This is a genomic window from Iodobacter fluviatilis (assembly GCF_900451195.1).
GTDB classification, from domain to species: Bacteria; Pseudomonadota; Gammaproteobacteria; order Burkholderiales; family Chitinibacteraceae; genus Iodobacter; species Iodobacter fluviatilis.
Window position 1 is genome coordinate 1,678,902 of the sequence record NZ_UGHR01000001.1, and the last position, 19,681, is coordinate 1,698,582.

A 19,681-nucleotide genomic window follows, 5' to 3' on the forward strand; every position below is an offset into this window, starting at 1 on the left:
GTGAATAGAACAAGGTGAGGTTAGGGTTATGGGTTTCCAGCAGGGCTTGAGTGGTTTAAGTGCGTCGTCTAAGAGCCTAGACGCAATCGGTAATAATATCGCCAACTCGAGCACGGTCGGTTTTAAGCAATCGCGCTCGGAATTTGCGGATATGTACGCCAACTCTTTTGCCAGCTCCTCAACAATTTCCGGGATGGGCGGGCGCACGGTCGCTGTGACTCAGCAATTTGGTCAGGGCAATATTACGTCGACCAATAATCCGCTGGATATTGCCATTACAGGGAATGGTTATTTCCGTATGGTGGATGGCGAGGCCGTAAGCTACACCCGTAATGGCCAGTTTCAGGTCGATAAAGAAGGTTTTATTGTGGGAAATACCGGTCAGAAATTAACAGGCTGGCCCTTTGATCTGAACGCTAATGCCTTACAAAAGGGCGGTACACCCACCCCTTTACAACTGGCTAATGGCAATATCGGTGCAAAAACCACGGGCTGGACTGAAGTTGCTGGCGGTGGGGTGAGTGCAGGCCTGCAGTTTGGGATGAATCTGGATGCCAGCCAGCTGGCTAAAGACAGAACCAATCCACTGGCGGCTAATTATGTGGGGGCGTTAAACCCTGCAGATGTAAAAACCTTTACGAATTCTACCTCGGCGCAGGTCTATGACTCACAAGGGGTGGCTCATACGCTGACGATGTATTTTACAAAAACAGCGCCTAATACATGGGAAGTGAGGACGCGATTTGATAGCGATCCTGTCTCTGCGCCCAATGACCCCGTTACCAATTTGCCCTATCCCAATGTGACTTTTGATTCAAATGGTAAATTGGTTGATAACACGCCGCTGTCATTTAGTACTACTTTGACTTCCGGGGCCACAACGCCGTTTGCGTTTCATGTTGGCCTTGAGGGGACCACACAATACGGCAGCCCATTTGGTGTGAACACGATCAAGCAGGATGGTTATCCGGATGGCGTTTTAACAGGCGTTGCGGTGGACCGTGAAGGCGTGATTCTGGGGAAGTATTCTAATGGCCAGAACAGGGCGATTGGCCAGGTGACGCTGACCAACTTTACTAATTCTCAGGGTTTGCAAAACTTAGGGGATAATCGCTGGGGTGAAACCTTTGCTTCGGGCCAACCCAGAACCAATGACCCGGGCACCAGTGATCTGGGCTCGCTTCAGTCTGCTTCTGTAGAAGATGCCAACGTTGATTTAACGGGTGAGCTGGTTAATCTGATTACGGCTCAGCGAACCTACCAGGCCAATGCGCAAACGATTAAGGCCCAGGATACTATCCTGCAAACGATTGTGAACTTGCGTTAATCAATTTCTGCGTGGGCCTGTTTTTTATGCCCACGCTGTCTTTCTGATCGTCCTGCCTTTGAGTAAAAATCAATGGATCGAATGTTGTACATTGCAATGACCGGGGCAAAGCAAACCATGCTGCGCCAAGCGTCTGTTGCCAATAATCTGGCCAATGTGGCTACGCCCGGTTTCAGGGCCGAGCTGACCGCTGCACGCGCAGTGCCGGTGATCGGCGGCAGCGGAGTGCCAAGCCGGGCTTATGTGGTTGAGCAGACCACCGGCGCTGATTTTACGCCGGGGATTGTGCAGCAGACTGGCCGGGCTTTGGATGTGGCGGTGAATGGGGAAGGCTGGCTGTCTGTGCAAACACCGACGGGCGAGGCTTATACGCGTAATGGCGGCTTTGAAATTGATGCGGCTGGGCTGTTGAAAACACGCAGCGGTTTGGTTGTGCAGGGTGAGAATGGCCCGCTGACTATTCCTGAAAATACCCGTATTACGATTGCAAAAGACGGGACTATTTCAGGAGCGCCGTTTGATAATCCAGCACAGGCAGTAGAAATTGGGCGGCTTAAACTGGTTAATCCGTCCGAGCGTGAGCTCGAAAAAGGCAGTGATGGCTTATTCCGCCAAAGAAACGGCGAAGTAGCACAGGCGGATGCTGGCGTGAAACTTGCTTCGGAGTCTTTAGAGGTCAGTAATGTGAACCCGGTTGATCAGCTGGTACAAATGATCGGATCGCAGCGCCAATATGATTTACAAATCAAAATGATGCAAACCGTGGATCAGAACGCCAGAAGTGCAGCGCAGTTGTTAACACTGACAGGCTAATCAGCGTGAGCAGCGGGCTGGATAGTTAATGCTTTATATTCAATCAGCCCTCTGAAGTAGGCATATTGTGTAGCTGAATAAGCAGGGGCCGCCTTATGCGCCCTGTAGCAATCAAACCAAAAAATAGGAAGTACGCATCATGATGCGCTCGCTGTGGATTGCCAAAACCGGCATGGATGCCATGCAGATGAATGTAGACGTCATCTCGCATAATCTGGCTAACGTCAGCACGAATGGTTTTAAGCGGGAACGTGCGGTATTTGAAGATTTGCTTTACCAGAATTTACGTCAGCCCGGCGGATCAACCAGCGCGCAAACTCAGCAGCCAACAGGTTTGCAATTGGGAACCGGTGTGCGCCCCGTGGCCACGGCAAGAATTCATATGCAGGGTAATTTACAACTTACTGATGGCCCGCTGGATGTGGCGATTAATGGTCAGGGCTTTTTGCAAATTGCCATGCCCGATGGCACTACGGCTTACACCCGTGATGGCTCGTTTCAGGTAGACAGCCAGGGCGCGGTGGTGACGGCAAGTGGCTATGCCTTGCAGCCTGCTTTACAAGTTCCGCAGGGAACAACCAAGTTAACGATTGCTAAAGATGGTACGGTGACGGCGATTGTAAATAATGATTCGGCCGCACCTGTACAGCTGGGCAATATTCAGCTGGCTACATTTATTAATCCGCCAGGCTTGCAGTCTGTGGGTGAAAACTTATACATGGAAACCACCGCTTCGGGTGCGCCAACGGTGGGTACGCCGGGCACCAATGGCCTGGGCGCGCTGAATCAGGGCTATGTAGAAACATCCAATGTGAATGTGACTGAAGAGTTGATCAATATGATTCAGGCGCAACGCTCTTTTGAAATTAATTCAAAGGCGATTAAAACGTCTGACGAAATGCTGCAAAAGCTGACGCAGCTTTAGTCTTAAAGGAGTCTGAATGATGATGCGCCTTGCCGTTACGGCAATGATTGCCGTTTTGCTTGCCGCTTGCAGTACCACACCGCCATCGGTGGTGACGCTGCCGACAACGGCCAGACCCGTGCAGCCTGTGGTGGCAAGTATCAATAATGGCTCTATTTTTCAGCCCAATAGCTCGCGCTTGTTGTTTGAAGAGCGCGTGGCCCGGAATATCGGTGATTTGCTGAATATCACGATTGAAGAAAACCTTTCTGCCGTGAATACGTCTAATAGCAGCAGTAATAAGGCTGGATCACTCGATTACAGTACCACCGGCAATATTCCTTTAGTGCCGTGGGATATTGAAAAATACTTCTCGCGGGAGGGGGCTGCGGCTGTGAAGCTGGCAGGAACCAATAAATTTGAAGGTAAGGGGGCAACCAATAGCACCAACACCTTTAAAGGTACGATTTCGGTTACGGTAACTGATTTATTGGCCAATGGTAATTTGATCGTGGGCGGTGAAAAGCAAGTTGCCGTGAATAATCAAATTAATACCCTGCGTTTTACCGGCGTGGTTAATCCGCTGGATATCAAGGCGGGGAATACGATTTCATCGAATAAAGTGGCCGATGCGCGCATCGAGCAACTGGGCGTGGGCTCCATGGCGGATGCCAATACCATAGGCTGGTTGCAGCGGTTTTTCTTAAATGTCATGCCATTTTGAATAGGTTGTGTGTATGTCTCGCTTTGCCCTGATTTGCTGTTTGTTATTTGTGCTTGCGCCTGCCCGTGCTGAAAAGCTGAAAGAGTTGGCCTCGGTTGCAGGCGTGCGTAATAACCAGCTGGTGGGGTATGGCTTGGTGGTGGGGCTTGATGGCAGCGGCGATCAGACCACGCAAACGCCGTTTACTGTGCAATCGGTAGTGAATATGCTGACCAATCTGGGGATTCAGGTGCCCAGTGGCGGTAATTTGCAGCTAAAAAACGTGGCAGCGGTGACGGTTACATCGACTCTGCCTGCTTTTGCAAGACCAGGTCAGCCTTTGGATGTGACGATTGCTTCAATTGGTAATGCCAAGTCTTTGCGTGGCGGCACGCTCCTGATGGCTCCGCTGAAAGGGGCAGACGGGCAAATTTATGCCATGGCGCAGGGTAATATTATTGTGGCTGGTGCCGGTGCATCGGCAGGTGGCTCCAGTACGCAGGTGAATCAGCTGGCGACAGGGCGTATCCCTGCCGGTGCAACAGTCGAGAAATCCGTGCCTACTCTTTTAGGAAATGGTGAGTTTATTCAGCTGGAGCTGCTGGCTACCGATTTTACTACCGCTAATCGTGTGGTGAATGCGGTGAACTCCCAGTATCCGGGCACGGCAGTGGCTTTGGATGGTCGGGTGATTCAGGTTCGTGCGCCGCAGGATAATAATTTGCGCGTGGCTTTTTTATCACGGCTGGAAAACATCGATGTTACCCCGGCAGAATCCGGGCCTAAGGTCGTTATTAATGCCCGCACAGGCTCGATTGTGATGAATCAGGCCGTAAAGCTGGATAGCTGCGCAATAGCGCATGGCAATTTAACCGTGACCATCACGGCAGAGAATACGGTTGCTCAGCCCAATCCTCTGGCAGGCGGAAAAACAACTAAGGTGCAAAACGCGGATATCCAGATTCAGGCTGATAAAGGCCCTATCGTGCGTTTGCCTAAATCCAGCACCTTGCGCGATGTGGTGCGGGCGCTGAATGCTGTGGGTGCAACGCCCCAGGATTTGCTGGCTATTTTGCAGGCAATGAAAGCTGCGGGCAGCTTAAAAGCGGAGCTTGAAGTCATCTGATTTTTTTATAGGGGCTGAAGATTTTGGCTCCTTATTTCTTTTGCCTCCCCTCTTTTTTTCTCGGCACGCTTATTGCTTGATATGAGCATATATTTTATCTGAGCTGCCCAGAATGATCTCTTCAGCTAATCCATCCAGTAATGATCTTGCCATTGATGTTCGTGGTGTGGATAGCCTGCGTCAGCTGGCACGCAAAGATCCTAATAAAGCAGCGCTGGCCGTGGCGCGTGAATTTGAAGCTTTGCTGACCAGTCAGATGCTTAAATCGATGCGCGAAGCCACGCCTAAATATGATGAGATGGAATCTGGTACCGCTGATATGTTTCGCGGCATGCATGATCAACAGCTGACCCAGATGTGGTCTAAGCAGGGCGGCGTAGGATTTGCCGAATCGATTGTGCGGCAGATTGAGTTGCAACGGGATCCCTCGCTTTATCAGAAGCCGTCACCTTCATTTCATAACAGCTTGCCAGCGGCAAAAGCGGCCGGGATTTCGGCAAAAGATGCCGTTTTGAGCGGTGATTCTTTTGCTTCCAAATTAGCCTCTCATGCTGAAGGTGCAGCCGCATCGCTGGGCGTGTCCCCGCATGTGCTGGTGGCGCATGCCGCTTTAGAATCGGGTTGGGGTAAAAAACCGATCAAAGATGCTGCAGGAGCAGATAGCCACAATTTGTTTGGCATTAAAGCGACTAAAGATTGGAAAGGTAAAACCAGTGATATCACCACCACAGAGTTTGTGGGCGGGCAAGCACAAAAACGGGTAGAAAGTTTTCGAGTTTATGATTCCTATGCGGATGCTTTTAATGATTACGCAAGTCTGATTAAGCGTCGCTATAGCGATGCGGTCGGGCAGGGCGCGAATGCGCAGGGCTATGCCAAGGCATTGCAATCAGGCGGTTACGCCACTGATCCGCAATATGCGAATAAATTGGCGCAAGTGGCCGAACAATTACGACGTCAGTTGGCGTAATGAACTGTGGTAACTGAATATCCGCCAGGGTTTTGAGTTGCCTTCAAGTATCGGCCATTTGTGCCGATAAATAGCAGCAAAGGAGTTGCATCATGGGCGCCAGTGTTTTTGGTATTGGTTTAAGTGGCTTAAACGCAGCAAGTTTAGGTTTAAGCACAACAGGTCATAATATTGCGAATGCCAATACGCAGGGCTATTCACGCCAGAGCATCAAGCAAAGTGCGCCTTATCCTCAGTACACGGGGAATGGCTTTACAGGCTTGGGTGTGCGTGTAGACACGGTGCAGCGCTCTTATGATGAGTTTCTAACTAAACAAGTGCAGGCCGCCACTTCGCAAGATAGTTATTACGGCACCTACCTGGCGGAAATTAAGCAGGTGGATAATTTGGTGGCAGATCCTGCCGCGGGTGTCTCGCCTGTTTTACAGTCATTTTTTAGCGCCGTGCAAGGCATATCGACCAATCCAGCGTCTTTGCCGGCCCGGCAATCTTTGATGAGCAATGCTCAGGGGCTGGTGAATCGTTTTCAAGTGTTTGATCAGCGCCTTTCTGAAATGCGCGCAGGCGTAAATGGTAATTTAGTAAGTGCTGCGGATCATGTTACGGCTTTGTCCAAGCAAATTGCCCAGATTAACGGCCAAATTGCAGTGTCAAGCAGCGGCGGGCAGCTGCCCAATGATTTGCTGGATCAGCGCGATCAAATGGTGCTGGATTTAAACAGCCTGGTGAAAGCGACATCCATTAAACAAAGCGATGGCACCATTAATGTTTTTATCGGAAACGGGCAAAATCTGGTTGTAGGCGGAACGGCGTATTCGATTGCGGCTAAGCCTTCGATTAGTGACCCGCAGCGGCTCTCCATTGTGTATACCCAGGGTGCTGTTGACGCGGAAATCCCGGAAAATATGCTGACCGGCGGGCAACTGGGCGGGCTGCTTGAATACCGGAGCAAGACACTGGATTCAGCACAAAATTCGATTGAACGAATGGCCATGGTGCTGGGGCAAACCTTTAACGCCCAGATGCGCCAGGGGCAGGATTTGTACGGCAATATGGGTACAAACTTTTTTGATTATCAGCAGAGCAGCGTGTCGTTTAATCATACGATTGCGGGTGTGAGTACGGTGGCTGTAACGGCCAGCCTACCTGCCGGGGTAAAAAGCGTGGCGAGTGATTATTCGCTTACTTTTACCGGAACAATCGGCGCCGAATACAGCATTACGCGGCTTTCCGATAATGTGAGCCAGACCGTTAATTTTGCCACGATGGCAACAAATCCAACTGTACTCGGGCTGACGTGGAGTGTGCCGGGCGTGATGGCTGCGGGTGAGAAAATTGGTGTGAGTATGCCGCCTGCCATTGGCAATGTTTTATCTAACCGTAATAACACCGCAGCAGTTCCGCCTGCTTTAGCGCCATTGTTGGGAGGCTATATTGAGGATGTGAGTAAGGCGCAGCCCAGCGATTATGAAGTGTTTTTTGATGGTACGGATTATCAGGTCACCCGGCAGTCTGACGGGCAGCGCACGCAGATTACAGCTACACAATTCCTCAATAATGCTAATGCCATTAGTGTGGATGGCTTGCATCTGAGTTTTTCACAAGGCACGCCAACAGCAGGAGACCGGTTTACTGTTCAGCCTTATGTGGGTTTTAGCCGTGGCCTGAGTATCAAACCGACAGATCCCAGAGTGATTGCAGCGGGTGTTTCGATTATCTCGGATACACAGCGCAGTAATACGGGTACTGGGAAGATCGGGCAAGTTGCCATCGATCCGGCTTCCACTGTAACCACGCAATCGGCCGTCAATCCTCAGTTAAAAAACCAGGTTGATATTACATTTTCGGTGCCTACAGTAGGCCCGCAGACTGGTATTTTATCGTATAGCCTTGCAGACACCGTGTCTGGTGCAACGGTAGGTCCTTTAACCTATGTGGCGGGGCAAACCATTGCATATAACGGCTGGAATGTGAAAATTGATGGTCAGCCGGCTCAGGGAGATAAATTTTCAATTAAGGCAGGCACCTCCCTAGATGCGGATGGCCGCAATGCGCTGAAACTGGGCGAATTGCAATCCAAAAAAATATTGGATGGAGGCAAAGCGAATTATCAGGAAGCATATGGGCAAATGGTGGCCGTTATTGGTGCAAAAACCAATGAGGTGACCATTATGTCTGCCGCACAAACGGAAGTCCTTAAACAGGCTGAGATTTCGCGTGATTCTGTCTCAGCAGTTAATCTGGATGAAGAAGCCGCAAATTTATTGCGCTATCAGCAGGCTTATCAGGCATCCAGTAAAGTGATTCAAATTGCGCAACAAGCATTCGATGCCATTGTGCGAATTGGTGGCTAACAGCCCTAATTGGCTGTGGCTCAGTATTTATAAGGAATAATTAGCATGCGTATCGCAACCACGACAATTTATAAGCAAGGGGCCGCTGAATTACAGCGCCATTCCAGCGTGCAAGCGAAGTTGCAAAATCAATTGTCCACTGGTCGCCGGGTATTAACGCCTGCTGATGATCCGATCTCATCAGCAAAAATACTGGATGTGACCCAAGCCCAAGAGCTGAACAAGCAATATGCGGTAAACAGCCAGACTGCTGATTCTGCAATGCGCCTTTCCGAATCGACCTTGCAGCAGGTTACCGATCTGCTGCACGATATTTACTCGCTGGCAGTGAAGGCGGGTAACCCTTCACAGACACTGGCTGAGAAAAAGCTACTGGATTCGGAATTACAAGGCCAGTACCAGGAAATGATGAGCCTTGCCAATGCAACCGATGGCGGCGGATCGTATTTGTTTTCGGGTTTTAAAGGGTCCACTCAGCCATTTAGCGAGACATCCTTTGGCAATGTGACTTACGCAGGTGACGATGGTCAGCGCCAGATGCAAATATCGGGATCCAGACAGATTCCGGTATCAGAGTCGGGTTATCAGATTTTTCAGGCTGGCCGTACCGGTAATGGTAATTTTGTGAGCTCTGCTAACGCTGTGGCACCAGGGAACACAGGGAGTGGGGTGATCAGTCCTGGCGAAGTGGTTGATATTACAAAGTGGAATAATCCGGCTCATTCACAAAAATTTAAAATTGAATTTAAATCGGTTGATGACCCGGCTAAGCCGGGTAAGCCAGTGATTGCTTACGATATTATCGATAATCAGGCGATGCTGGCCGACGGTGTGACCGCCAATCCTAATTTTAATAAGTCAGCAATCGATGGTTACAATTACACTGCAGGGGCAAGGCCTGCAGTACCGGGCGCGCTGAATAACTACCCGCGGGCCTATGTGCCGGGTGGCGATATTGTGTTTAAAAACCTAGCCAGCGACCCTGTTGGGGTTCCGCCGGTTGCCCCGTGGGATTACGGTATAAAAATGAATGTGACCGGGCAGCCAAGCGTGGTGATTGGGCCGCTCGGTACAAACCCAGCACCCACCGGGCCGGTTTCCAGTGGCGTAACGGATTCATTTAATGTAGATCCAAGCCGCAATAATGGGGATATTTTTCAAACCATGAAGGTCTTTTCTGATGCTTTAAATACTTATCAGACCAGCCCGACCGGAATGGCTAATTTTCAGAATCAGTTAAATACTGTTCTGCAAAACACCAGCAATATGCTGACCAATGTATTGTCATCCCAGGGGAATCTTGGGGCTAGGATGATTGAAACTCAGTCTGTTCAGGATACGAATGGTGATTTGAAAGTGCAATATGGACAAACATTGTCGCAATTGCAGGATTTGGATTATTCAACCGCCCTGAGTGATTTTTCTTTAACGCAAACCCTGCTTGAGGCATCACGAAAGTCGTTTTCCCAAGTGCAGGGTTTAAGTTTGTTTCAATATATTAGCTAATCTGAAAAAGCGGCCATTTCTGGCCGCTTTTTTTATAAGTGGCAACTGGCCCTCTGTAATATCGGCAAGGCTGCACGGTGCTGACTCCTGTATTATCCAGCCTATGGCTAAAATTCGATCCTCTTTTATTTGTCAGCTCTGCGGCGCGACATCTTCTAAATGGCAGGGGCAATGTCCCGGTTGTGGTGAATGGAACACCCTGCAGGAAGGGGTGGCAGAAACTGCAGCAAGCACCCGCTTTCAGTCCTTGGCTGCCGATGGTGCAATCCGCCAGTTAAGCGATGTGGAGGCGGCAGAAATCCCTCGTATCGCAACAGGTATGGCCGAGCTTGACCGCGTATTGGGCGGCGGCTTGGTGCCCGGTGGTGTGGTGCTGATTGGCGGTGATCCAGGGATTGGTAAATCCACGCTGCTGCTACAGGCCATGACCTTGCTGGCTGCAGAGCGCCCTGTTTTGTATGTATCCGGGGAGGAATCCCCGCAGCAAATTGCTTTACGTGCTAAGCGCCTTGGCTTGCCTGCGGGCAAAGTGGCGCTTTACGCCGAAATTGGTTTGGATAAAATTCTGCTTGCACTGGAAAAAGTGGGCCCGCAGGTTGCGGTTATTGACTCGATTCAAACGGTTTATTCAGAAGCGCTTACATCTGCTCCGGGCAGTGTGGCGCAGGTCCGGGAGTGTGCCGCGCAGCTCACACGCTATGCCAAACGCACCGGGACCACTATTTTTCTGGTGGGCCACGTAACAAAAGATGGCGCAATTGCCGGGCCGCGGGTGCTGGAGCATATTGTGGATGCGGTGCTGTATTTTGAAGGAGATACGCATTCGAGCTTCAGGCTGATCCGTGCGATTAAAAATCGCTTTGGTGCGGTAAACGAGCTGGGCGTCTTTGCCATGACCGATAAAGGCCTGCGAGAAGTATCCAACCCCTCTGCTCTTTTTTTGTCCCAGCATAAAGAACCTGTGCCGGGGAGCTGTGTTTTGGTGACGCAGGAGGGGACTCGGCCGCTACTGGTCGAAATTCAGGCTCTGGTTGATGATTCGCACTCCCCTCAGCCTAAGCGTCTTGCCGTTGGGGTAGAGCAAAATCGTCTGGCCTTGTTGCTTGCCGTTTTGCATCGCCACGCAGGCATTGCGGCATTTGATCAGGATGTGTTTATTAACGCCGTGGGTGGTGTACGGATTGCCGAGCCCGCGGCAGACCTCGCCGTTTTATTAGCGATTGTGTCTTCTTTAAAAAACCGGCCTTTGCCAGAAAAGTTGGTGGTGTTTGGTGAAGTGGGGCTGGCAGGTGAAGTGAGGCCGGTGCAGCGTGGCCAGGAGCGCCTGCGTGAGGCGGCCAAGCTGGGGTTTACCCATGCCATTGTGCCCAAAGGGAACCGGCCACGCCAAAGTATTGAGGGAATGACGGTAACACTGGTTGAGCGTCTGGAGGAGGCGGTTAACGCCGCTATGTAAGTTTTCGAGTACAATGGGCTTGAAAAATTAGCATACGCCCACATCAATAAAACATTGCTGGCTGCTTCATCCTTCGTCTAGGATTTGATGAGCCAATTGATTACCCCCATGCTGGAGATTAAATATGAGTGAACATATCGCACAGGTTACAGATGCCACTTTTGAAGCAGAAGTGTTGCAGGCTCAGGGCCCTGTTTTGGTTGATTATTGGGCAGAATGGTGCGGCCCGTGCAAAATGATTACTCCAATTTTGGAAGAAGTTGGCGCCGAATACGCTGGCCGTTTGAAAGTTGCAAAGCTCAATATTGACGATAATCAAGCGACTCCGCCTAAATATGGTATTCGTGGTATTCCAACACTGATGCTGTTTGTGGCAGGTGAAGTGAAGGCCACTAAGGTGGGTGCGTTGTCAAAATCGCAATTAACGGCGTTTCTTGATAGTAATATTTGACAGCACTAAGTAAATCCATATAGGCTTATGGATATTCAACTGGGCTAGCCGGATATTCTTTTCGGCCCGCCCGGATTATTTAATTTCTATTTTTTCCCTTCCCGATTTATTCAAGCGCGCCCTCCCTATGCACCTGTCTGATTTAAAACACCTCCATGTTTCCGAACTTGTTGATATGGCTACGTCTTGCGAGATCGACGGTGCAAACCGGCTGCGTAAGCAAGATCTTGTTTTTGCCATTCTGAAAACAAAAGCCAAAAAAGGCGAGAGCATTTACGGCGATGGTACGCTGGAGGTGTTGCCCGATGGTTTTGGCTTTTTGCGAAGCCCGGATACTTCCTATCTGGCCGGCCCTGATGATATTTATGTCAGTCCCAGCCAGATCCGCCGCTTTAACCTGCATACCGGCGATACCATTGATGGCGAAATCCGAACGCCTAAAGATGGTGAGCGCTACTTTGCGCTGGTTAAAGTTGATAAGGTAAATGGCGAGCCACCAGAAAACGCCAAGCATAAGATTCTGTTTGAAAACTTAACGCCTTTATTTCCCAATAAGCGTTTACACCTTGAGCGTGATATTCGTGCCGAAGAAAATGTTACCGGCCGTATCATCGATTTGATCGCCCCTATCGGTAAAGGCCAGCGCGCACTCTTAGTTGCCCCGCCTAAAACCGGTAAAACAGTGATGTTGCAGCATATTGCTCACGCAATTAGTGCCAATCACCCGGAAGTAATGCTGATTGTGCTCTTGATTGACGAGCGCCCTGAAGAAGTTACCGAAATGCAGCGCTCCGTGAAGGGGGAAGTGGTTTCTTCTACCTTTGATGAGCCGGCAACCCGTCACGTGCAAGTGGCCGAAATGGTTATCGAAAAAGCGAAGCGCCTTGTTGAGCATAAAAAAGACGTGGTGATTCTGCTAGATTCGATTACCCGCTTAGCCCGTGCCTACAATACTGTAGTGCCTGCCTCTGGCAAGGTATTGACCGGTGGTGTAGATGCAAACGCATTGCAGCGCCCTAAGCGCTTCTTTGGTGCTGCGCGTAATATTGAAGAGGGTGGCAGCTTAACGATTATTGCCACTGCGCTGATTGATACCGGCAGCCGTATGGATGATGTGATTTACGAAGAATTCAAGGGTACGGGTAATAATGAAATCCACCTTGATCGTCGTATGGCTGAAAAACGCACTTATCCTGCATTAAACGTAAATCGTTCCGGCACCCGTCGTGAAGAATTGCTGATTCAGCAGGATCAATTACAAAAGATTTGGGTTCTGCGCAAATTACTTTATCCAATGGATGATCTGGATGCGATGGAATTCCTGTTGGATAAAATCAAAGGCACCAAAAATAATATGGATTTCTTTGATTCAATGCGTCGATAAACACATACAGCGCAGCTTGTTCTCGATGCGCTTTTGTGCGATGATCTCGTTTTTATGGCTAGTGTTGGCACAACCCCAGCACGCTAAATGTAAAGGGAAGTAAAATGAAAGATGGTATTCACCCAGAATATAAAGATGTTGTATTCCAAGACGTAGCTGCTGATTTCACATTCATGAGCCGCTCTACTCTGACTGCTAAACAAACTATCGTTTGGACTGACGGCAAAGAATATCCACTGGTTAAGCTGGATATTTCTTCGGAATCACACCCATTCTACACCGGCAAACAAAAGATCGTGGACACTGCTGGTCGTATCGACAAGTTCCGTCAAAAATACAGCATGTACGGCAGCAAGGAATAATTGTTCCTGCGCAGTATCTGAAAAAGGCAGCCGCGCGCTGCCTTTTTTGCATTTTAAAGTCGTCTTTAAAAATCTGATATTTATTATTGGATTCCTGTAGGCCCCGGGCAAATACCATGTTGACTTATATTCCTCCTCTAGAGCGTGAGCCGCAGGCTGCAGCGGCTGAAAAGCCCTGGCTGCTGTTGCTGCTTTGTTTGGTCTGGCTGCTGCCTGGCTTGATTGGCCATGATCCATGGAAGCCTGACGAAGTTGAAACTGCTGCCGTGATTCAGCAGTTTATGCATGGAGCGTATTGGTCTGTGCCTCAGTTTGCAGGGCAGCCCTATTTAGAGTATGCCCCTTTATATTATTGGAGCGCTGCGCTGCTTGCGTGGCCTTTGCAAAAACTAGGGATGGCAGTCCACGATGCGGCCCGGTTAACAACAGGCATCTGGATGGCGCTGGCGTTATGGGGCTTGGGTCTGGCAGGGCGTGAGTTATACGGGCGCCGCTATGGCAGGGTTGCTGTCATTACGCTGATAGGCTGCATTGGCTTGATTATCTGGGGCCATCATTTATCCCCTCAGGTTTTAGTTTTAGCAGGGTTTGCTTGGCATATTTATGGCTTAGCCTATGCCCTGCGCCAGCCTTTGCGTGCAGGCTTAATATTGGGGCTTGCATGGTTATTGTTATTGTTAGGGGGAAATTGGGCTGAGTTTATTTTGGCGCTGACATCGGCTTTGCTGTTGTTTTTATTTAAGCCATGGCGCAATACCTCTTTTGGGGTGAGTTTGCTTTCGGCGCTGGTGATTGCTGTACCGCTCAGTGCAATCTGGCCTATCGATCTTTATCAGCATGCTCGCCCGGTATTTAATTTGTGGGTTGATCAATACGCGTTGGGGCCATTTGGTGGGGTGGCAGACTTTAAAGCATTCCATGCCTTTGGCTTTTTCTCCTCGATTGTATTGTGGTTTGCATGGCCAGCTTTGCCTCTGGCTATTTGGGGTTTATGGGCAAACCGCCGGCAGCTCATTCATCCTAAAATGCTTTTGCCTAGTTTTTTGCTGCTTTTGCATGTGCTTTGGTTTGTGATGGCTGGCGATGCGCGTGAATCTCATGCACTGATCGTGTTGTTGCCTTTGTCTATTCTTGGGGCCAGTGGGGTGGATGATTTGCGCCGTGGTGCGGCTCAGGCTCTGAATTGGTTTGGTCTGATGACTTTTGGCTTGTTCACGGCTTTGCTATGGCTGGGTTGGCTGGCTGTACACACGGGTACGCCTGCAGGTCTGGCAAGGACCTTAAGAGAAGCAAGCCCAGCCTATCTGGAGCAATGGGATGTGCCGGGTATTATTTTTGCAATTGGCCTGACAGTGATCTGGGGCATTGTTATTGCTCGTAAACGCCCGCCTGGGCGGCTGGCGGTCACTAATTGGGCGTGTGGGGTTACTTTAATCTGGGGTGTCTTAATCAGCCTTTGGCAGCCATGGCTGGATGCTCAGAAAAGCTACCGTGCGGTTTCATATTCTTTGCTGGATGCGATGAAGGAGCAAAAAGGATGTATCGACGGACGAAATATTCCTTCTGCGCCGCTGGCTTCATTTGAATATTTTGCGGGCATTACTTTGCTGCAGGGCACGAAGGCAGAGTCTTGCGGCTTGCGAATGACCATTGGAGGCGAGCCGCTTGGGAGTACCGTTTTATGGCGTGGCAACCGGGCGGGGGAGCGTAAGGAATCTTTTGCACTCATTGTGGTTCAGTAATAAAAAAGGATCGCCGGGGCGATCCTTTTTAACAGCTTTAATTATATATTTATTGTTTACTGGTGGTTTTATCCAGTGCTTTTAAATGCGCTACAGTATCTTCACTTACTTTACGGCGTACATAGAAAAAAATATAGATAGCCATACCCAAGACGAAGAATATAGTGAATAAGCTTAATAAGCCGATATCAGAAGTAAATAGCGCTTGAAGTGGTGTGTTTTCCATGATGACCGCCATCTGGTTGTATATATGCAATATAAATACAAATGGCGTACTAGGGTGTTGATGTAAATCAAGCTTTATATGTCATTGCTTATTAAAAATAACAGTTTGGTTTCTGCCATCGTGCTTGGCCTGATATAAGGCCTGATCGGCGCGTTTAAGTATCCGGTCAATTTTCTGATCATCCTCTTCTAAAATAGTCAGCCCAAGACTGGCTGTAAATTGTAAGGTTTGTTTGTCAGTTAATAAAATCCGCTGAGCTTCAATTCTCTGTCTTAAGCGCTCTGCAACCGGAAAGCCTTTTTCTAAATCAGTTTCTGGCAGTAAAATAGCAAATTCCTCACCGCCAATACGGCCAATAATATCAATATCTCTGAGAGTAGACTGGCAAAGCCCGGCTAAACTTTGAATTGCAATATCGCCAGTATCATGTCCCCAGTTATCATTAATTTTCTTGAAATGGTCAATATCGAGCATGATCACAATAAGGGGCTGCTGATTACGTTTAGCACGAGCAATTTCATGGTTAGCACGCTCGGTAAAATAAGCACGGTTAAATAAACCGGATAAGCTGTCTATGGTTGCCCTGTGCTGAAGATCGGCCTCCAGCTGTTTTTTACTGGTGATATCACTGATACCAATCATAATTGTGGTTGATTGATTTGTTTCATGCACAGACATGGATAAATTTCCCCAGAAGGGCTGCCCGTCTTTGCGTTGCAGCAAGACTTCTATATTGTGCTGGGCATCGCCTTGCTGAATTCTTTGCACCTGTTCCATAAAGGTCAGTTTAGATTTATATAGTTCGAATGCACGCTGAGAAAGCGCCCCTGCCTGCGTCTGGTCAAATAATTCAGCGGCTTGATGATTGATATAGGTAATAAAATAATCAGGCATGCGCGCTAATACAATAGCGACCGGGCTGGTTTCAATCATCTGGCGAAAACGGGCTTCACTTGCATTTAAATATTTTTCTTTTTTATGTAAGTTTTGCGTGAGCCGGTGCGAGCGCCAGAAAAAATAGCACATCAGCAGGGCCATGATCAGTAATATGCCGCCGCCAAATAAATAATAAAGTGTGTTTTTATGCCATGGAAGTAAATAGTCTTCTGATGACACATTCACTACAACAATAAATGGGGTGTCTTTGATCGGGTGATAACTGCTGATGCTTTGTGTTGGCTCGGTGTGGCTAATTAATGCACTGCTTTCTTTGCCGTTCATTAAATTTTGAATAACGAAGTCATCAAATATAGGCGCAGAGGCATGAGACGGGTATTTGGCTAATACGCCTTTGTTCTGGTCTATAAGATGGATGCTGGCATGCTTGCCAATATTTTGGTTGCTGAGCAGATTGTCTAAATAATTGCGGGTAACGCTGGCAACAATTAAGCCAGAAAAATCGGCCATCAGCGATTCCACTCTGCGCGCAACAATTATGCCTGTATTTTCACTGCGGTTTGAAAGACGGGCATAAACTTTTTCCTGATAACGATTATTGCGGACAAGTTGAAAGTAATCGTTATTGATAAGTTGGCCGCTGCCTGGCGTATCTAATGCACGGTGGCTGATATTACTATTGCTGCTGACCAGCATAATATTATCGGCCTGATGAATTTGCAGTAGTTTATCTAATAAAATATTTTGCAATTCTTGATTGCGGGCGCTGCTTTTTTCGGTGTTGCTTAAATCATCCGGACTGATTTTATCACTCAGATCTTTGAGGATAATATCAATTTCTCTTAATGAACTGCTAATCTGGCTGGCAATTGTACTGGATTGATGGGCCGCTTCAAGGCGTGTGCGCTGTATTTCAACTTGATAAGAGCTATTCACCTGGTAGGCAAGAATAAATATCATCCCCAGACCAAAAAGCATGGCAAGCAGGGTGATAAAAGCAGATTGGCGAGTGGTCCAGTTCATGGTGTGGGCGGCAGAAATACTGCCGCCCTGATCCTAAGTATTAGTCGCGGAAGTTTTGATATTGCAATGGGAAGTCAGTAATGGATTTTCTCATTAATGCAATCACTTCCTGCAGGATGTCGCGCTTGGCGCCTGTTACACGCACGGTATCACCTTGAATGGCTGTTTGTACTTTCAGCTTTTCATCTTTAATCAGCTTAATAATTCTTTTTGCTAATTCCTGATCAATCCCAGCCTTGATTTTCATTTCTACTTTGACTTTGTTACCGGATACTTTTTGTACATCACCGCTTTCTAGGCGTTTGCTGCTGTCAGCTTCTTTCTTTTCTAGGGCAGGAAATAAAATGTCCTTGATCTGATCGAGCTGAGCGTTTGAATCACCATGTAAAGTGATGGTTTCATCTTTTTCGTTTAAATCGACTTTGGCGCTGGTGCCTTTAAAATCAAAGCGATTATTGATGACACGTTCAACAGCATCAATCGCATTTTTAAGGGCAACCATATCGAGTTCGGAGCTGATATCGAAAGAAGGCACAGGCTTCTCCTTTATTGTAAGTAGTGAATTAAAGCTATTTGGGCCGTTTGCTGCTTAAGCAAAATGGCAAACATAATGCAGTGTTTCTATCGTTTCAATGTTAAAACTGGAGTTAGCCGGTACATTGAAGCTTTGGCCTGCAGTATAGGGGGTGGCTTCAGATTCACCGGCCAGTTTGACATGGCAGAGGCCATCAATGATTTCCATGATCTCTGCAGCGCCGGTGTTGAAAGTTAAAGCAGATGGCAAAATGACGCCGACGGTTTTCTTTTCACCGCTTGCTAAGATGAGGGTGTGAGATACACAGCGCCCGTCAAAATAGACATTGCCTTTTTTTAATACAGATACATTATCGAATTGCGACATGATTTACTCTTTATTTTTGAATGATTTCGGTCAGTACGGTTTTAACAATAAAGCCAAATACACCGAAGCCTAAGGTGAAAAACAAGACGAGTGAGCCATAGCGGCCGGCTTTAGAGTCAGCAGCTAAGCGATAAATAATAAAACCCATATAAATGATGAGGCCGGTGCAGAGAATGGATACCGATAAAGTGGTAAATGTTTCCTCTGAAATGTTTTTAAACGCCTCAAGCATGGTGTTTCCTTAGGTTCTGTTGACGAACAAAGCCGGCAGTAAGCCGGCTTTGTTTTAATCAGATCTCAATTTACGTGCGTAATTTAGCGGCAATTCTCATACGCAATGCATTCAGTTTGATAAAGCCAGCAGCATCTGCCTGATTATAAGCCCCGCCGTCGTCTTCAAAGGTGGCAATGTTGGCATCAAATAGCGATTCTTTAGAATCACGGCCCACTACAATCACATTCCCTTTGTAGAGCTTGACGCGTACCCAGCCATTAACATGGGCTTGGCTTGCGTCGATCATGCCTTGCAGCATCAGGCGCTCTGGTGCCCACCAGTAGCCGTTGTAAATCAGGCTGGCGTATTTAGGCATCAGCTCGTCTTTCAGGTGAGCAACTTCGCGGTCAAGGCAGATGGATTCAATGGCGCGGTGTGCTTTAAGCATAATTGTGCCGCCAGGGGTTTCGTAGCAACCACGGCTTTTCATGCCCACAAAGCGGTTTTCAACCAGATCAAGGCGGCCAATGCCATGCTTGCCACCCAGCTGATTCAGTGTAGCCAGCACGGTAGCCGGGCTCATTTTGACGCCGTTGATGCCGACGATATCGCCTAGCTCGTACTCAAGCTCTACATATTCCGCAGCATCCGGTGCTTTTTCTGGGCTAACAGACCATAGCCACATATCTTCTTCCGGCTCGTCGGCAGGGTTTTCTAAGACCTGGCCTTCGTATGAGATATGCAGCAGGTTGGCATCCATAGAATATGGACTGCCACCATTCTTTTTCTTGGCGATATCTATACCGTGCTTTTCGGCGTAATCCAGCAGTTTCTCACGGCTGTTTAAATCCCACTCACGCCATGGCGCAATCACTTTGATGTCCGGGCGCAGGGCGTAATAGCCCAGCTCGAAGCGAACCTGATCATTACCCTTGCCTGTAGCGCCGTGGCTGACGGCATCAGCGCCGGTTAAATTGGCGATTTCAATCTGCCGTTTGGCAATTAGCGGGCGGGCAATGGATGTGCCCAGTAGGTATTCGCCTTCGTACACCGTGTTGGCGCGAAACATGGGGAAGACAAAGTCACGAACGAATTCTTCGCGTAAATCATCAATAAAAATATTTTCTGGCTTAATGCCAAAATTCACTGCTTTTTGGCGGGCAGGCTCTAGCTCTTCACCCTGGCCCAGGTCTGCGGTAAAAGTCACCACTTCGCATTGATATGTATCTTGCAACCACTTCAGAATTACCGAGGTATCGAGGCCACCAGAGTAGGCAAGAACCGCTTTTTTTACGTCAGACATGAGAACTCCAAGAGGGGGA

The 19,681-nt window shown here is 48.6% G+C and carries 19 protein-coding genes; 13 read left to right on the forward strand and 6 right to left on the reverse strand.

Annotated elements, in window-relative coordinates:
- Positions 1–28 precede the first annotated feature (28 nt).
- The 13 genes from flgE (at position 29) to DYD62_RS07710 (ending at position 15,098) form a co-directional block, all read left to right on the forward strand.
- On the forward strand, positions 29–1,327 hold the full coding sequence (flgE, locus tag DYD62_RS07650; protein WP_115226784.1) for a flagellar hook protein FlgE: 1,299 nt from the start codon (positions 29–31) through the stop codon (positions 1,325–1,327).
- A gap of 81 nt (positions 1,328–1,408) precedes the next feature.
- Positions 1,409–2,140: a flagellar basal-body rod protein FlgF gene (flgF, locus tag DYD62_RS07655; RefSeq protein ID WP_233702884.1), complete on the forward strand. Its 732-nt coding sequence runs from the start codon at positions 1,409–1,411 to the stop codon at positions 2,138–2,140.
- Between the two features lie 139 nt (positions 2,141–2,279).
- A complete protein-coding gene (flgG, locus tag DYD62_RS07660; protein ID WP_099397364.1) occupies positions 2,280–3,065 on the forward strand; it encodes a flagellar basal-body rod protein FlgG in 786 nt (261 codons plus the stop codon).
- A 16-nt stretch (positions 3,066–3,081) separates the two neighbouring features.
- Positions 3,082–3,768, forward strand: a complete 687-nt coding sequence (locus tag DYD62_RS07665; protein WP_233702885.1) for a flagellar basal body L-ring protein FlgH — start codon at positions 3,082–3,084, stop codon at positions 3,766–3,768.
- Between the two features lie 13 nt (positions 3,769–3,781).
- Positions 3,782–4,873: a flagellar basal body P-ring protein FlgI gene (locus DYD62_RS07670; RefSeq protein ID WP_115226786.1), complete on the forward strand. Its 1,092-nt coding sequence runs from the start codon at positions 3,782–3,784 to the stop codon at positions 4,871–4,873.
- Positions 4,874–4,985: 112 nt separating this feature from the next.
- On the forward strand, positions 4,986–5,843 hold the full coding sequence (gene flgJ / locus DYD62_RS07675) for a flagellar assembly peptidoglycan hydrolase FlgJ (RefSeq protein WP_115226787.1): 858 nt from the start codon (positions 4,986–4,988) through the stop codon (positions 5,841–5,843).
- 92 nt (positions 5,844–5,935) lie between these two features.
- Complete coding sequence (gene flgK, locus DYD62_RS07680) at positions 5,936–8,197, forward strand: flagellar hook-associated protein FlgK (RefSeq protein ID WP_115226788.1); 2,262 nt, start codon at positions 5,936–5,938, stop codon at positions 8,195–8,197.
- Between the two features lie 45 nt (positions 8,198–8,242).
- Positions 8,243–9,703, forward strand: coding sequence for a flagellar hook-associated protein FlgL (flgL, locus tag DYD62_RS07685; RefSeq protein WP_115226789.1), 1,461 nt, complete (start codon positions 8,243–8,245; stop codon positions 9,701–9,703).
- Positions 9,704–9,806: 103 nt separating this feature from the next.
- On the forward strand, positions 9,807–11,159 hold the full coding sequence (gene radA, locus DYD62_RS07690; protein WP_115226790.1) for a DNA repair protein RadA: 1,353 nt from the start codon (positions 9,807–9,809) through the stop codon (positions 11,157–11,159).
- A 124-nt stretch (positions 11,160–11,283) separates the two neighbouring features.
- On the forward strand, positions 11,284–11,610 hold the full coding sequence (gene trxA, locus DYD62_RS07695) for a thioredoxin TrxA (protein WP_099397358.1): 327 nt from the start codon (positions 11,284–11,286) through the stop codon (positions 11,608–11,610).
- 127 nt (positions 11,611–11,737) lie between these two features.
- Positions 11,738–12,994 carry a transcription termination factor Rho gene (gene rho, locus DYD62_RS07700; RefSeq protein WP_099397357.1) on the forward strand — a complete coding sequence of 419 codons (1,257 nt, stop codon included), beginning with the start codon at positions 11,738–11,740 and terminating at the stop codon, positions 12,992–12,994.
- Positions 12,995–13,098: 104 nt separating this feature from the next.
- The gene (locus tag DYD62_RS07705; RefSeq protein ID WP_099397356.1) at positions 13,099–13,356 is read left to right on the forward strand and encodes a type B 50S ribosomal protein L31; all 258 of its coding nucleotides are present in this window, start codon (positions 13,099–13,101) and stop codon (positions 13,354–13,356) included.
- A gap of 116 nt (positions 13,357–13,472) precedes the next feature.
- Entirely contained in the window at positions 13,473–15,098 is a 1,626-nt protein-coding gene (locus DYD62_RS07710; protein WP_115226791.1) for an ArnT family glycosyltransferase, read from the forward strand.
- 49 nt (positions 15,099–15,147) lie between these two features.
- On the opposite strand, the gene DYD62_RS07715 is transcribed toward DYD62_RS07710, so the two are convergent.
- The 6 genes from DYD62_RS07715 to DYD62_RS07740 all read right to left on the reverse strand — a co-directional run bounded on the left by DYD62_RS07715 (position 15,148) and on the right by DYD62_RS07740 (position 19,662).
- On the reverse strand, positions 15,148–15,324 hold the full coding sequence (locus DYD62_RS07715; RefSeq protein WP_115226792.1) for a DUF3149 domain-containing protein: 177 nt from the start codon (positions 15,322–15,324) through the stop codon (positions 15,148–15,150).
- 81 nt (positions 15,325–15,405) lie between these two features.
- Entirely contained in the window at positions 15,406–17,244 is a 1,839-nt protein-coding gene (locus DYD62_RS07720) for a sensor domain-containing diguanylate cyclase (protein WP_115226793.1), read from the reverse strand.
- A gap of 40 nt (positions 17,245–17,284) precedes the next feature.
- Positions 17,285–17,779 carry a YajQ family cyclic di-GMP-binding protein gene (locus DYD62_RS07725; RefSeq protein ID WP_099397353.1) on the reverse strand — a complete coding sequence of 165 codons (495 nt, stop codon included), beginning with the start codon at positions 17,777–17,779 and terminating at the stop codon, positions 17,285–17,287.
- A gap of 54 nt (positions 17,780–17,833) precedes the next feature.
- Positions 17,834–18,145 (reverse strand): pyrimidine/purine nucleoside phosphorylase, encoded by a 312-nt coding sequence (gene ppnP, locus DYD62_RS07730; protein ID WP_115226794.1) that lies wholly within the window; start codon positions 18,143–18,145, stop codon positions 17,834–17,836.
- A 10-nt stretch (positions 18,146–18,155) separates the two neighbouring features.
- Positions 18,156–18,377 carry a DUF2788 domain-containing protein gene (locus DYD62_RS07735; RefSeq protein ID WP_115226795.1) on the reverse strand — a complete coding sequence of 74 codons (222 nt, stop codon included), beginning with the start codon at positions 18,375–18,377 and terminating at the stop codon, positions 18,156–18,158.
- A gap of 70 nt (positions 18,378–18,447) precedes the next feature.
- Positions 18,448–19,662 (reverse strand): argininosuccinate synthase, encoded by a 1,215-nt coding sequence (locus DYD62_RS07740; protein ID WP_115226796.1) that lies wholly within the window; start codon positions 19,660–19,662, stop codon positions 18,448–18,450.
- Between the last annotated feature and the right edge of the window lie 19 nt (positions 19,663–19,681).